Source organism: Sulfuricurvum sp. RIFOXYD12_FULL_44_77 (genome assembly GCF_001830725.1).
GTDB classification, from domain to species: Bacteria; Campylobacterota; Campylobacteria; order Campylobacterales; family Sulfurimonadaceae; genus Sulfuricurvum; species Sulfuricurvum kujiense_A.
Window position 1 is genome coordinate 1 of record NZ_MIBU01000009.1, and the last position, 12,559, is coordinate 12,559.

The 12,559-nt window shown below is 43.5% G+C and carries 18 protein-coding genes; 10 read left to right on the forward strand and 8 right to left on the reverse strand.

The window, feature by feature from the left end; all coding sequences use genetic code 11:
* Positions 1–42: 42 nt before the first annotated feature.
* Positions 43–354, reverse strand: a complete 312-nt coding sequence (rpsJ, locus tag A2517_RS00420) for a 30S ribosomal protein S10 (protein ID WP_013459053.1) — start codon at positions 352–354, stop codon at positions 43–45.
* A 175-nt stretch (positions 355–529) separates the two neighbouring features.
* Here rpsJ and A2517_RS00425 point away from each other — a divergent pair, with 175 nt between their 5' ends.
* Complete coding sequence (locus tag A2517_RS00425) at positions 530–1,597, forward strand: ATP-binding protein (protein ID WP_294893384.1); 1,068 nt, start codon at positions 530–532, stop codon at positions 1,595–1,597.
* Here the strand turns inward: A2517_RS00425 and A2517_RS00430 are convergent.
* A complete protein-coding gene (locus A2517_RS00430; RefSeq protein WP_294893385.1) occupies positions 1,594–2,268 on the reverse strand; it encodes a TIGR04219 family outer membrane beta-barrel protein in 675 nt (224 codons plus the stop codon). The two genes, A2517_RS00425 and A2517_RS00430, sit on opposite strands and share 4 nt — an antisense overlap.
* Positions 2,269–2,328: 60 nt before the next feature.
* Here A2517_RS00430 and A2517_RS00435 point away from each other — a divergent pair, with 60 nt between their 5' ends.
* The 8 genes from A2517_RS00435 (at position 2,329) to A2517_RS00470 (ending at position 7,646) form a co-directional block, all read left to right on the forward strand.
* Positions 2,329–2,877, forward strand: coding sequence for a ribonuclease HII (locus A2517_RS00435; RefSeq protein WP_294893386.1), 549 nt, complete (start codon positions 2,329–2,331; stop codon positions 2,875–2,877).
* 109 nt (positions 2,878–2,986) lie between these two features.
* Entirely contained in the window at positions 2,987–3,394 is a 408-nt protein-coding gene (locus tag A2517_RS00440) for a DUF1924 domain-containing protein (protein WP_294893388.1), read from the forward strand.
* A 15-nt stretch (positions 3,395–3,409) separates the two neighbouring features.
* Positions 3,410–3,949 carry a diheme cytochrome c gene (locus tag A2517_RS00445; RefSeq protein ID WP_294893390.1) on the forward strand — a complete coding sequence of 180 codons (540 nt, stop codon included), beginning with the start codon at positions 3,410–3,412 and terminating at the stop codon, positions 3,947–3,949.
* Between the two features lie 14 nt (positions 3,950–3,963).
* Positions 3,964–5,085: a cytochrome b/b6 domain-containing protein gene (locus tag A2517_RS00450; RefSeq protein ID WP_294893392.1), complete on the forward strand. Its 1,122-nt coding sequence runs from the start codon at positions 3,964–3,966 to the stop codon at positions 5,083–5,085.
* Positions 5,082–5,465, forward strand: coding sequence for a periplasmic heavy metal sensor (locus tag A2517_RS00455; protein WP_294893394.1), 384 nt, complete (start codon positions 5,082–5,084; stop codon positions 5,463–5,465). The genes A2517_RS00450 and A2517_RS00455 overlap by 4 nt, the downstream gene beginning before the upstream one ends.
* Positions 5,458–6,129 carry a response regulator transcription factor gene (locus tag A2517_RS00460; RefSeq protein WP_294893396.1) on the forward strand — a complete coding sequence of 224 codons (672 nt, stop codon included), beginning with the start codon at positions 5,458–5,460 and terminating at the stop codon, positions 6,127–6,129. The genes A2517_RS00455 and A2517_RS00460 overlap by 8 nt, the downstream gene beginning before the upstream one ends.
* Before the next feature lie 3 nt (positions 6,130–6,132).
* Positions 6,133–7,350 (forward strand): ArsS family sensor histidine kinase, encoded by a 1,218-nt coding sequence (locus A2517_RS00465; protein WP_294893398.1) that lies wholly within the window; start codon positions 6,133–6,135, stop codon positions 7,348–7,350.
* A 68-nt stretch (positions 7,351–7,418) separates the two neighbouring features.
* Positions 7,419–7,646 carry a hypothetical protein gene (locus A2517_RS00470; protein ID WP_294893399.1) on the forward strand — a complete coding sequence of 76 codons (228 nt, stop codon included), beginning with the start codon at positions 7,419–7,421 and terminating at the stop codon, positions 7,644–7,646.
* 27 nt (positions 7,647–7,673) lie between these two features.
* Here the strand turns inward: A2517_RS00470 and A2517_RS00475 are convergent, their stop codons facing one another.
* Complete coding sequence (locus tag A2517_RS00475) at positions 7,674–8,783, reverse strand: OmpA family protein (protein WP_294893401.1); 1,110 nt, start codon at positions 8,781–8,783, stop codon at positions 7,674–7,676.
* Positions 8,784–8,859: 76 nt separating this feature from the next.
* Positions 8,860–9,192, reverse strand: coding sequence for a hypothetical protein (locus A2517_RS00480; RefSeq protein ID WP_294893402.1), 333 nt, complete (start codon positions 9,190–9,192; stop codon positions 8,860–8,862).
* A 73-nt stretch (positions 9,193–9,265) separates the two neighbouring features.
* Between A2517_RS00480 and A2517_RS00485 the strand changes: the two genes are divergently transcribed.
* Positions 9,266–10,213, forward strand: coding sequence for an NAD(P)-binding domain-containing protein (locus A2517_RS00485; RefSeq protein ID WP_294893403.1), 948 nt, complete (start codon positions 9,266–9,268; stop codon positions 10,211–10,213).
* 1 nt (position 10,214) lies between these two features.
* On the opposite strand, the gene A2517_RS00490 is transcribed toward A2517_RS00485, so the two are convergent.
* The 4 genes from A2517_RS00490 to A2517_RS00505 all read right to left on the reverse strand — a co-directional run.
* A complete protein-coding gene (locus A2517_RS00490; RefSeq protein ID WP_294893404.1) occupies positions 10,215–10,568 on the reverse strand; it encodes an AMMECR1 domain-containing protein in 354 nt (117 codons plus the stop codon).
* Positions 10,569–10,609: 41 nt separating this feature from the next.
* Positions 10,610–11,458 carry a biotin synthase gene (locus tag A2517_RS00495; protein WP_294893405.1) on the reverse strand — a complete coding sequence of 283 codons (849 nt, stop codon included), beginning with the start codon at positions 11,456–11,458 and terminating at the stop codon, positions 10,610–10,612.
* A gap of 3 nt (positions 11,459–11,461) precedes the next feature.
* On the reverse strand, positions 11,462–11,977 hold the full coding sequence (locus A2517_RS00500) for a metallophosphoesterase (protein ID WP_294893406.1): 516 nt from the start codon (positions 11,975–11,977) through the stop codon (positions 11,462–11,464).
* On the reverse strand, positions 11,974–12,559 hold a 586-nt coding region (locus tag A2517_RS00505; RefSeq protein WP_294893407.1), incomplete at its 5' end, for a topoisomerase DNA-binding C4 zinc finger domain-containing protein. The genes A2517_RS00500 and A2517_RS00505, both read right to left, overlap by 4 nt.

Below are 12,559 nucleotides of genomic sequence, written 5' to 3' on the forward strand. Positions count from 1 at the left end.
CTCATGCCGATCTTTTCTACAATGTATTCCACACCCTACTCCTTACTTGTCCATAGAGCGAACTTCTACGTCCACTTCCGGAGCCAAGTCAAGCTTCATCAAAGAATCAACTGTATCTGGCGTAGCCGACACGATGTCGATCAAACGTGCGTGCATACGAATCTCAAATTGCTCGCGTGAGTCTTTATTGACGTGCGGAGACTTAAGAACCGTATATTTACGAATCTTGGTTGGCAAAGGGATTGGGCCGCGAATTTCCGCACCCGTTCGCTTTACAGCTTCAACGATAGAGGCAACTGAACGATCAAGTACACGATGATCGTACGCTCTAAGTTTTAAACGAATTTTTTCCATAATGTTTTCCTTAGATAAAAGAACTCGTCAGATCTAGTCTGAACTATATAAGGCGGCGAAATTATACTCACATATCCCCCTCGGGTCAAGGTTTTTAGGGGTAAAAAATGCTAATAGTATTAAATTTGCTTCCTTTTAATAAGGATGCACTATTTTTTAGGGTATGATTTTAGGTATGAACGCTTTATTAGATGAATACTATCGGTACGATTTGCACAATGTCGGATTTATTGAACGCAAGCACTCAATCGACGATGAAAATACCCTGATTTATGGAATTACCCAGTCAGGAAAGAGTGCGCTGATTAAAAATTATCTCCTATCTCACAAAAAATCAACCTATCTTTATATCGACTGCCGTGACATGCGGATCGATATCACTGAGTTAAACGGCACGTTGAGCCAATTTTGCCGTGATAATAAAATATCGATACTTGCACTGGATAACTATTATGAAGAGATTGCTCTAATAGAAATCGATCAAATCATCCTCTCAAGCGAAACCTCACTGGAACTCCCTTATCAGATGATTCATCTGGAATTACTCGATTATGAAGAGTTTTTAGCGTTTGAGAGTAAATTTGATAGTACGGCACTTAACCATTTTTTCCAGCTGGGAGGATTTCCTGCCATGCACCGCATCCCCAGCGAAGATCGGGTGCTTTATCTTCAAAGCACCATGAGCCGCGCATTGGAGCCGATTGAATTTTCAATCCTCTCACAAGCCTCGAAAATGGTAACACAAAAAGTTTCAGCCTTTAATCTGTATGAACGTCTTAAAGGGGAGAGAAAAATATCCAAAGATAAACTCTACCTCCATTTGCAATCACTGTTTGATCGCGGATATCTTAAAAGCTTGAGTAAATTTAACCACCCCAGTGCCGTCAAAAAACTCTATTTGTGCGATATCGCAATCAAGCACGCCCTTACCCTCCAAAAACATTTCGGTCGTATTTTTGAAAACCTCGTATTTTTGGAACTCGATAAGCACCACGTCGAATGTTACTATGATGAGGGGATTGATTTTTATCTCCCGCAGAGGGGACAAATCATCATCGCGTCACCGTTTGCCAATGAGCACGCATTATTTAAAAAAGTAGAAGCATTGGAAGGATTTATCGTATCCAATCGTGTCCGTGAAGTTATTGCCGTAACGATGAATCTTGAGAGTGCCCTCTCGCACCCGATCTCACGGATTGAGATGATTCCGTTTGAGAGATGGGCGTTAGGGGATGATAGTTAGAAGCGATACCCTACCCCGATAAACGGACCTTGGATTTTGAGGGTAGAATAGATGTCATTTTCGTCTAACTTAAGGGATTCATAGCGATACCCTGCCACCGCTTCGAGACCCGCGAATACGTTCCAAGCCGCTTTTATACGCATATCACTGACCGAGTTGCCGCTGTATCCGACGTATTTGAGATCCGCGTCCAAACGAACCGGCATTGCAGGAATTTTCACTCCGGCAGCCATATAGACCATCGGAAGGATGACATCAAAACTTTGATTGACCGTTCCGCTCACATCCCCTTTAACATACTTACCGGTTAATCCGATGTCCAAATCAACGACATTATCCAAAAGCTCATAATAGAGGGTTGTGTCGATTTGAGAAAATTTAACCGTATTCGTTCCGGCGATGCTATCGGTACCGCTAAACGATGTCTCTGGGGTAAAGTCGGCTCGAAGATTCGGAAGCATCGGAACCGGATGTTCCAAATATAACCCTACTTGATACTGACTGTCGTCATCTCCGTTAAAGTGAGTTGCACTCGTAACGCCGTTATCGGTATAACGAAAATCCCCTTTCGCTTCGGGGGAGTAGTAATCGGCTTCGATCCCAAACCCGAGTAACGTCGCTGCCGATGCCATAACGCTTCCGGCACACAATGCAAGTAATATTTTTTTCATGATGATCCTTTTTGATTCTATGCTAATATGCCATTATACTAAAGAAACAGGTACATTGAAATGGTGTTATGCGGAATCGATGAAGCGGGTCGCGGTCCTTTGGCAGGGCCTCTTACTATTGCTGGGGTAATTTTACATACGTCGATTGACGGATTGAACGACTCTAAAAAACTCAGCGAGAAAAAGCGCGAAGCACTCTTTGAACTCATTCGGGAAAACTCTACTTATCATATTGCCCGCTTTACTGCGGCACAGATTGATGAACTGGGGCTATCGGCATGTTTGGCGGCAGGGTTGCGTGAGATCATGGCTGCCATAGGGGAAGCCGATTATCTCTATGATGGTAATTCTAAATTCGGCGTGAGCGGTCTGCGGACTATGGTAAAAGCTGACGCGACCATTCCTGAAGTAAGTGCCGCATCGATATTGGCCAAAGTAACGCGGGATCGTGAAATGGTAGAACTTTCCCCCCTCTATCCGCAATACGGTTTTGAAGGACACAAAGGATATGGAAGTGCCTCCCATATCGAAGCGATACGCCAATACGGGCATTGTGAAATCCATCGTAAAAGCTTTAAACTCAAAACTCTCCAGCCCAGTTTGTTTTAATCTCCTCTTACTCCCTCCTAAACGTGTCAAGAAAGTGTCAAGAGAGTCACCGTGAGCGATTGACACCTTTGTCCTAATATTTGAACATCAAAAGTTTAGGAGGCAGGTTATGAAATACCTAGCATTGGCATTACTCTTCTCGACATCGCTTATGGCGGCTTCACCCGAAGTGGTTCAGTATATGAACGAACTTTCCAAAACGGCAAAAGTCGAAAACAGCTCTTTCGATGGATTTGACGCGGCGAGAGGAAAAGAGATTTTTACCTCTACCCATACCGGAAAACAAGGCAAACCGATGGCGTGTACCAGCTGCCATTCTACCAATCTTTCCAGCTCAGGAAAAAACACCCTCACCGGAAAAGTGATCGATCCCCTCTCGCCTCGTGCAAATCCGCAACGGCTTACCAGCGCCAAAGAGGTTAAAAAGTGGCTGAAACGCAATTTTATGGATGTGTATGCCCGCGAGGGAAGTGCGCAAGAAAAAGGCGACGTTCTCACCTATATCATGAAAAATTAAGACAAAGGATCTACAATGAAAACACTGTTAAACCTATCAGTAGCAGCACTTATTTTGGCTGGCGGAGCATTTCTTTATGCCGATGATGATGAACATGAAGAGCATGAACGCCATGCTTCGAACTTTATAGCGAAGCCGATGACAAAACAAGAGAAAACAACCGTTGCGCTATATCAAAAAGAGTGCGGTGCCTGCCATTTTGCGTATCAGCCTGAGTTTTTGCCTAAAAGCTCTTGGGATAAAACAATGAAATCGTTGAACAACCATTTCGGAACCGATGCAACACTTGATCCGGCTGAGCATAAAACAATTCAGAATTATTTGGCAACGCATGCATCCAAATACGATCGTATGACCGGAATGGGAGGAGAAATCGCTATACGCATTTCGGAGACACCTAATTTTAAACAAGAACACCGTGAAATACCTAAAAAAATGGTAACTCAAGCAGAAGTCAAAAGTTTTGCCAACTGTTCGGCATGCCATACAAAATCTGCGAGTGGCAGCTATCGTGAGCGCGAAATCCGTATTCCCAATTATGGCAGTTGGGAATAAAATAGGAGTATATGATGAAACGAGTATATGTCTGGACACTTCCTACACGGCTGTTTCACTGGCTGTTTGTCGTATTGATTATAGCCAGTTGGATCAGCACCGAAGAAGATCGGTGGTTAAATATTCACGCTGCGATCGGGAGTGCCGTGGGTGCATTGGTTCTCTTTCGGATTGTTTGGGGGATTATAGGACCAAGATATTCCCGTTTCGGTGATTTTCATTTCTCTATTGATGCATTAAAAGAGTATCTTTTATCCCTTTTAAACCCATCACGCCGCTATATAGGACACAATCCGGCGGCAAGCTTCGTTATGGTTGCGATGCTCTCTACGGTAGTTTTTGCCGTACTCAGCGGTATCCTTGCCTATGGCATAGCGGAAAACAGAGGGCTACTCGCATCGTTGCATACAGGATTTTTTCAAGACATGGAGATAGTTGAAGAGATTCATGAGTTTTTTGTCAATCTCTTATGGGTTTTGATTGCGGCACACGTGGGAGGAGTGTTGATTGATCAACTCTTGCACAAAGAGGATCGCACCCTCAACTCTATAATCGACGGACATAAAAATATGGAAGGGGAAAGTGCCGCTTTATCATGGTTCCAAAAAATCATCGCCCTTATCGGTATCGGCGGTGCTATTGTACTTCTCATCTATGCCCTTAGTGCTCCGAATAACCCTATTATCGCGGGGTACAATGAAAAGGTTGATTACGCAAAAATCAACCCTGTTTTCGTCAATGAATGCGGTTCATGCCATACCCTTTATCCTCCGACTCTCTTAGCGAAAGAGGGATGGAATAGATTGATGGGGGATTTATCGAACCATTTTGGCGATGATGCTTCGCTAGATCCCGTTGATGAGCAATCCATACGCGAGTATCTCTTAACACATTCGGCAGAAACCTCCACGCAGGAGATGTCACTCAAAATGATGCAATCACTCGAAAAACGCGATATGATAGCAATTACCCAAACACCGTTTTGGAAAAAAAGACATAAGCATATATCGGAAGAGATTTTTAAAAGCGATAAGGTTAAAAGCCGCGCGAACTGTAAAGCCTGTCACTCCGATGTAGAGGAGGGGCGTATTGAAGACAGTGCCATTAAAATCCTACCGAGCGGAGGGAACGGATGAAATCCTATATTTTTTTAATACTAGCGATGATGTTAGCTCTCACCCATGCCTACGCCGATGATGACAACCACCGTTTTCCGATGGATCTGCATGATTTGAAGCTCTCACCGCAGCAACACAAAGCGGTGGAATCGGCTATGAAAGAGTATCAACACGACTACCGCCGCTTTCACCGCCAAAATGAGCAAATAGAAAAAGAATCGAATCTCTTGCTTCTGGATCCGATATTCGATGAAAAAACATTTCGCGCCAAAAACATGGAGATGGCACGTGGCTCAATAGAGATTCGAATACGATTGTTTTCCCGCCTCCATACGATTTTGACCCCTGAGCAGAAACGGCGTTTTATTCGACATATTGAGGAGTGGGACATTGAGTAAAAAAGTCCTGTTGATTGAAGATGATCTCTCGTTGCAAGAGTTAATTGTCTCTTTTTTGGATTTGTACGGATTTGAGGCAGTCGGGTATGCCGATCCGAAAAAGGCTCTTGAAGCTTTGCTGGAGCGCCGCGAGCCTTTTGACATCGTCGTTCTTGATCTGATGCTGCCGGGGATGGACGGATTTGATGTCGCCAAAAAGATTAAAAGCCAACTCGATATACCGATCATCATCTCCTCTGCCCGTACCGACATCGGAAATAAAATCTATGGCTACGATTTGGGTGCCGATGATTATCTTGACAAACCGTATGAACCCCGCGAACTTGTCCTCCGCTTAGAAGCGATACTCCGCCGCTATGGACGTAAAAATGAACTTGTCGTCTCCGACTTCGCGATCGATGAAGCCAATCATTCGATACTTATGGAGGGGTATCCGATCGATTTAACACGGATTGAATTCGATATCTTTTTACTCTTGATCAAAAATCGGGGTAAAAATCTCTCCCGTGATCAGATTATAAGCTCTTTAGGACTCGGGGATGAAACCAAACACCGTACCATCGATATGCATATCAGCAATATCCGCCAAAAAATAGGGGATGATGCCAAAGAGCCCCGTTACATCAAATCGGTGTGGGGAATCGGCTACAAATTTACAGGATAATCTATGTCTATCTTTACGAAAATTACCCTTTTATTCAGTATCAGCCTCCTTCTGATGGTGGGAATCGGCTATCAAATAGACACAATCAATACCCAAAAGTACGAATCGATCATTCTCCAAAAATACAAAACGGATGCCCGTAAAATATTTACGTGGATGGCAACATCCTCAGCCGACCAGCTTGATAATCAGCTTAAAACGTTAAATCTGCTTCAAACACCCCCCTCTTCCCCCAAACGGATCATTCTGCGCCAACCTCATACGTTCGGTATTCTTGAGGTATACGAATCGTTCAATGAAGAGTACATCCTCCATGTCCGATACTTTGACGAAGATCTTTATTTGCGTGATACAACATTAGAGGAGACTCAAAAAGAGGGATGGATACTTAACGCTTTGGTTCTTGCCGATATGGTCGTATTGGCGGTTATTTTTATCATTATTTTACGGATGCTCTCCCCTCTTAATTCTATCGCAACAAGTATGCGCCGATTTGCGCGGGGAGAGTATGAAAGCCGCAGCACTATAAACACGCACGATGAGATAGGAGAAGTGGCACATACCTATAATGAAATGGCCCAAACGATCGAGAATCTGATCATTTCACGCCAAGAGTTACTCCGCGATGTCGGACATGAACTGCGTACCCCCATTGCCAGAGGATTGTTTGCGCTAGAGGAGATCGACGATTCCAAAGGGCGAGATATCTTAAAACACTCTTTTAAAGAACTCGATCAACTGACTCGGGAACTTCTCGAGATCGAAAAACTGCAGGCAACTGACATTATGAAATCTGAGAGCTTCAGCAGTGAAACACTCATATTGGAAGCCCTTTCAAAACTTTGCCTTAGCGACGAATCGTCTATTAACGTGACTATCAAAGAGAACTTTATCCTTAAAGGGGATCTGCAGTATCTTTCACTGGCATTGAAAAATCTACTCGACAATGCCCTCAAGTACACCGATCAACTTCCTATAACGTTGGAAGTCACTTCGAACCGCATCAGCGTTTTGAATCATGGAGACCCACTAGAGAAAGAGTTCGGCTATTTTCTCACCCCTTTTACCCGTCAGGAAAGTTCACGCACGACTCAAGGGTTCGGTTTGGGGCTTAATATCGTCAGTAAAATTGTGAGTAAACACGGTTTTTCACTTATATACGATTACGAAAACGGTTATCACCGTTTCTCAATCATTACCGATTCTGATGAATTATCTTAAAGTATGTGAGCAAAGTTAGTTTTAGAACCTCATCGCTATAATCTCTTGTCTATTAAAAAGAGGTTTTTATGATTTCACTTACCCATATTGAAGCGGCACTTGCTGCCGTTGATGCCGAAGTCAAAGCTCTGCTTTACAATAATTCCCTCTCACTGAGTGAAAAAGATGAAAAGATGCTACCGTTGTTGAGAGAGAGCAAGGTACTGAAACAAGCGCATGAGGATTTATGTTATTTGAGAGATAATCCGCCCAGCAGCCCAAACGGCTGCAAAGCGGGAAGTTACAGAGTGGACTAGTTTCTCACGCAGGAGCGGGAGATTTTATTATTTACAAAGATCCACTTCGATACGGCGGTTTTCGGCACGTCCTGCCTTCGTTGCGTTAGAAGCTATCGGCATTTTTTCCCCTTCGCCACTTGAAGTTAAGCGATCACCCTCAATACCTTGCTCGATCAACATAGATTTTACTTTTTCCGCACGTTTCTCGGAGAGTTTTTGATTGTATGCATCCGATGCTGTACTATCGGTATGACCGATAATAGTTGCTTTATATGCAGGACTCGCTTTCAAAAAATCAGCAAATGCCGCAACTTTTGCAGCCCCTTGCGCATCTACTTTATTGGAATTTGTACCAAAATTCAAATGCAATGTCGCTTTAAGCGGACACCCGTCCGCATCCACTTTAAATCCTGCAGGAGTGCCTGGACATTTATCGCTATCATCCATTACACCGTCTTTGTCGCTGTCGATCGGTGCAGCAGCTTTTGCAGGTTGTACCACAGGGGCAGGAACAACTACCGGTTTCGGCTCAGGTTTCGGTTCAGGTGCAACCACCGCAGCGACAACCGGAGCGGTAACGGCAGCAACTACCGGAGCCGCTTTTTCGTCAAAACTAAATGTCAATCCTGCAAGTGCGGCAACATTATGAACTTCACCGTTGCTTCCGTCAACTCCGTTATTGTTCATTTTATACAGATAAAGTGCCTCAAGTTTGAGTGCAATTTGTTTGGTAATGTCCGCTTTTAATCCGAGACCCGCATCTAAAAGGATCCCATCATAATCGCTAGGATGCGTGTTCGTGTACCACTCGTACCCCAATCCTGCTTTCGCAAACGGAGTAATCATGGTATCGGTCGGCATTTCATAAACACCGTTGAGCATCGTTGTCAACACACCGGTTTTATCCGCTTCACCTATTGCACGATCACGCCCGTATAAAAGGGAAAGCTCCGGTTTGATAGTTTCACAAGCATTATTCATTTGTAGTTCCACACCATAAACAGCATGATTATCCACACCACCCATGGCACTTGGATTGGTTTCATCGGATGTGCTGTTCCAGAGATAGCCGACCACCGGCGTTACTTCATAGTTGTAATCGCTTGCGCCGAGCAGTGTTGCGGCAAGTAAGCTGGAAAATACTAATTTTTTCATGGTATTCGTCTCCTTAAGACTTTGAGGATACAAAAATTATAACTTAGAAATGTATTCTAAATATTGCTAAAAAAGTTTAATTGTTTTTTTTAATGGTTTCAAATTCAGATTGCATCGTCGTAAGCATTGCAAAAACCTCTTGGTTAAGTTGCGCTTCAGCGGCATCGATCCGCTCAAGATGTGAGCGCTTAAGACCTTCAAGTTTCTGTAGTGTCGTTTGAAAAAGCTGCTCGTCATCCGTCAGAAGAACAATCTCGTCTTTGGGAGCCCATTTACGTTTGACAGTATCATTGTGGCGAAATTCAAAAATAATATTCTGAGAATTCTCAGAACTAATATATCGTGGTACCGTGTACGCAAGATAATGCTTTTTTGGATCGCCATGGTGTCGTTGGATTACATAGTACATTAGATAAGTATAACATAAATTGAATTTTATCGCTCTTTGTGATAAAGTATTGGAAGATTAAAAGGGAGTATGTATGGAACATCTGTATGAGTTAGCCATTATAGGAGCAGGTCCTGCCGGGATAGCGACAGCGATAGAGAGCTATGCGGTAGGGATGCGGGATATTATCTTGCTCGAAAAAGATGAAAACCACAATGCAACTATTCGAAAGTTTTATAAAGATAACAAACGGGTCGATAAAGATTGGAAAGGGCAAAAAGTCGAACTTGACGGCACTATCTATTTTATGGACGGAACGAAAGAGTCTACGCTCGATTTTTTCGATCAACTCCTCGATCATGAATCATTAGAGCTTCGAACCCATACCGAAGTTCAAAAGATTGTCAAAACAACCGAAGGATTTGAGGTGTTTATTGCCGGAGGATCTATTCGTGCCAAATATGTTGTCGTCACTATCGGACGTATGGGAAAACCAAATAAACCCGACTACAAAATTCCCCCCTCTATCAAAAATCAAATCCACTTTACCCTTGATGGATGCGGAACCAATGAAAAAATAATGGTAGTCGGTGGCGGAGACTCCGCCATCGAGTATGCGGTAGAGTTATGTGATCGTAACGAAGTCAGTATCTGCTACCGTCGAGGAACCTTTCGCCGTGCCAATCCGACCAATCAAGCCGATATCGCTCAGGCGGTTGGAGCCGGTTCGATACGCCCTTTGCTCAATACAGAAATTACAGAACTTGAAAGTGAAAGCGGGAAAGTAAAAGTTGTATACAGTGACGGGGAATCGGAATTGTTTGATCGACTTGTGTATGCAATCGGCGGGACAACACCGAGCGGATTTTTATCGGGAAGCGGTATTCGTGAAGAGGATGGCAAGCCGGTACATGATGAAAACTATCAAACCAATGTAGAGGGATTGTTTGTGGCAGGCGATATCACTCAAGAATCGGGTGGATCGATTGCATTAGGGCTTAATCATGGGTATGCGATAGCCCATTACATAAAATCTTTATAAATTACTCTTTCACGATAGGTTCGCTTTGATGGCTTAATTCTCCATCAGGGCTGAAAACAGTGAGTTGAATTGTTGCGTGAAGGTATTCAGAGGTGACGAGAGGATCAAAATCTTCATCTTCAAAAGCAGCTATTTTTGCATTGTAAATAATATCTTCTAATAATGAGCGCTCAACCGTTTTACTTTTTGCGATGCCTCGAATTTTATTCCCGAGATAAAGGGTTATTTGTGTCGCCATCGGCTCCCGAAGGATGGGATATTGTTCAAGAAGCTCACTGCGGTTAATCGAGTTATCCCCTTGCAATACCTCTTCGATAGAGGCGCGCGCAATAGTTAATAATACGGATTGCGACATATATTAACCCCTTTTCACACTCTTGATGATGTTATTATAACTTACTTATCCTCAGGTGTCATAGCAATTTCAAATCCGAGTTCTTGAAGCATCTTTAAATCGGTATGAGCTTCCCGTCCTGATGTCGTGAGATAATCTCCGATAACGATGCTGTTCGCCCCCGCTTCAAAAATCTCATGTTGACGCTCTTGAAAGGTGATCTCTCTCCCTCCGGCAATCATAATCCGATCACTTTTATCCAAAATATTCCGTGCAAGGGTAATCAAATCCAATGATTCATCGACGCTAAGCGGATTAGGGTTTAGCGGCAATGCAGGATTATGGTGATAAAAGTTAAGGGGTACAGAGACAGGATTCAGCCCTTTAAGCGAATGGAGCATACTGAGGCGATCCTCTTGCGTTTCGCCCATTCCAAAAATTCCGCCGCTGATAAGTTTCAGTCCCGAGCGGTTAACGTTTTCACATGTCTCATACCGCTCATCCCATGGATGGGTAGTGCAGACTGACGGATAAAAAGCTCGACTTGTTTCAAGGTTGTGGTTGTAGGCGCTTATCCCTGAGCATTTGAGTTCATTCAGCTGTTCCAATGATGCCGTACCGTTACAGGCGATCAGGCGTAAACGGGGAACTTCCCGTTTCAAAGTAGAAGCAACATTACAGACAAAATCGAGTGTTTTATCATCCAACCCTTTTTGGGCGGTAACCAGACAAAACCCCAAAGCACCCAGCGATTCCATCCGACGTGCTTCATCCAGAATTTGATTCATGGGCTTTTGTTTATAGCGCTCAATATCGGCTTTATATTTGACGCTTTGGCTGCAGAATTTGCAATCTTCATTACAGGTTCCGCTGTTGATATTACAGATAGAGCAAAGAAAAATTTTTTTCATAAATTACGCTCTTTCAAAAGTATAGTGGCGTTCTTCAAAATGTTCACTCCCTACTGGACGTAAATAATGAGTGACTTTCAATTCGGTTTCCGTTATCTCCAACATAGCACAACTTGAAAAAGGTTTGTCACGTGCACACGCTTCTCCCGGATTGATAAAGAGAGTTCTATTTTTAAAATCGCACTCAAATACATGTGTATGCCCGAAAATGATCACTTCGGCATCACCGTTCATGTAAAACGGTAAATGCATCAATTTGAAGCTTGCACCACCGAGTTTAAAATAATGGGGTTCTTGGACAAGGTTGTATTCCGTATGGTATTCGATCAATCCCGCATCATTATTTCCATAGACGGCTACATAACGCAGGCCGCTATTTTTGAGCTGTTCGAGAACTTCAGGTTTGACAATATCTCCGGCATGAATTAAAAATTCAGCCCCTTCTTGAACCAAATGATCAATTACTTTTTGCGAACGCCCTTTTTTGGAGTGAGTATCGGAAAGTAACCCGATTTTCATTCACCACTTTCCTCTCGCGGTGTACGATCTTTACATTTGACACACTCATATACTTCTTTATTACGGTAGGTTCGAGGAGCCAATGCACCGCCGCACCCTTCAACTTCACATTTTTTATCCGAAGGTTCAAATTTGGAGATAAATTTACATTTCGGATAGTGCTCACATCCCCAAAATGCCCCACGGCGTGATTGTCTCCACAAAAGCTTTCCACCACACTCAGGACACGGAATCTCAGAGGTTTTCTGCTCCGCAAGCGTTTTTGTGTTTTTACATTTCGGATAGCCGCTGCACGCCAAAAATTTCCCGTTACGTCCGTTTTTGACCACCATTGCGCTACCGCATTTGTCACATAGCTCTTCACTCACCTCATCGGGAGTTGCGAGATTCTCTTTTTGATTCTCTTCAGTCTGCTCCGTGTATTTACATTTCGGAAAGCCGCTGCACGCAATAAATTCTCCGAATCGTCCGGATCGAAGCAATAGTTCACTGCCGCATTGTGGGCAGTTTCGTCCAAGAGGTTTTGCCATTTTGAGGCTGACAATATTGGTTTTACCGGCATCAATTTTTTCGATAAACGGA

Excerpts from the sequence above, each read along its gene's own strand:
- A2517_RS00435 (WP_294893386.1), top strand. The coding sequence starts at position 2,329 with ATGGTGTTATGCGGAATCGATGAAGCGGGTCGCGGTCCTTTGGCAGGG.
- A2517_RS00425 (WP_294893384.1), top strand. The coding sequence starts at position 530 with ATGAACGCTTTATTAGATGAATACTATCGGTACGATTTGCACAATGTC.
- A2517_RS00445 (WP_294893390.1), top strand. The coding sequence starts at position 3,410 with ATGAAAACACTGTTAAACCTATCAGTAGCAGCACTTATTTTGGCTGGC.
- A2517_RS00495 (WP_294893405.1), bottom strand. The coding sequence starts at position 11,458 with ATGAAAAAAATTTTTCTTTGCTCTATCTGTAATATCAACAGCGGAACC.
- A2517_RS00490 (WP_294893404.1), bottom strand. The coding sequence starts at position 10,568 with ATGTCGCAATCCGTATTATTAACTATTGCGCGCGCCTCTATCGAAGAG.
- A2517_RS00500 (WP_294893406.1), bottom strand. The coding sequence starts at position 11,977 with ATGAAAATCGGGTTACTTTCCGATACTCACTCCAAAAAAGGGCGTTCG.
- A2517_RS00475 (WP_294893401.1), bottom strand. The coding sequence starts at position 8,783 with ATGAAAAAATTAGTATTTTCCAGCTTACTTGCCGCAACACTGCTCGGC.
- A2517_RS00440 (WP_294893388.1), top strand. The coding sequence starts at position 2,987 with ATGAAATACCTAGCATTGGCATTACTCTTCTCGACATCGCTTATGGCG.
- A2517_RS00450 (WP_294893392.1), top strand. The coding sequence starts at position 3,964 with ATGAAACGAGTATATGTCTGGACACTTCCTACACGGCTGTTTCACTGG.
- A2517_RS00465 (WP_294893398.1), top strand. The coding sequence starts at position 6,133 with ATGTCTATCTTTACGAAAATTACCCTTTTATTCAGTATCAGCCTCCTT.
- rpsJ (WP_013459053.1), bottom strand. The coding sequence starts at position 354 with ATGGAAAAAATTCGTTTAAAACTTAGAGCGTACGATCATCGTGTACTT.
- A2517_RS00455 (WP_294893394.1), top strand. The coding sequence starts at position 5,082 with ATGAAATCCTATATTTTTTTAATACTAGCGATGATGTTAGCTCTCACC.
- A2517_RS00470 (WP_294893399.1), top strand. The coding sequence starts at position 7,419 with ATGATTTCACTTACCCATATTGAAGCGGCACTTGCTGCCGTTGATGCC.
- A2517_RS00480 (WP_294893402.1), bottom strand. The coding sequence starts at position 9,192 with ATGTACTATGTAATCCAACGACACCATGGCGATCCAAAAAAGCATTAT.
- A2517_RS00430 (WP_294893385.1), bottom strand. The coding sequence starts at position 2,268 with ATGAAAAAAATATTACTTGCATTGTGTGCCGGAAGCGTTATGGCATCG.
- A2517_RS00485 (WP_294893403.1), top strand. The coding sequence starts at position 9,266 with ATGGAACATCTGTATGAGTTAGCCATTATAGGAGCAGGTCCTGCCGGG.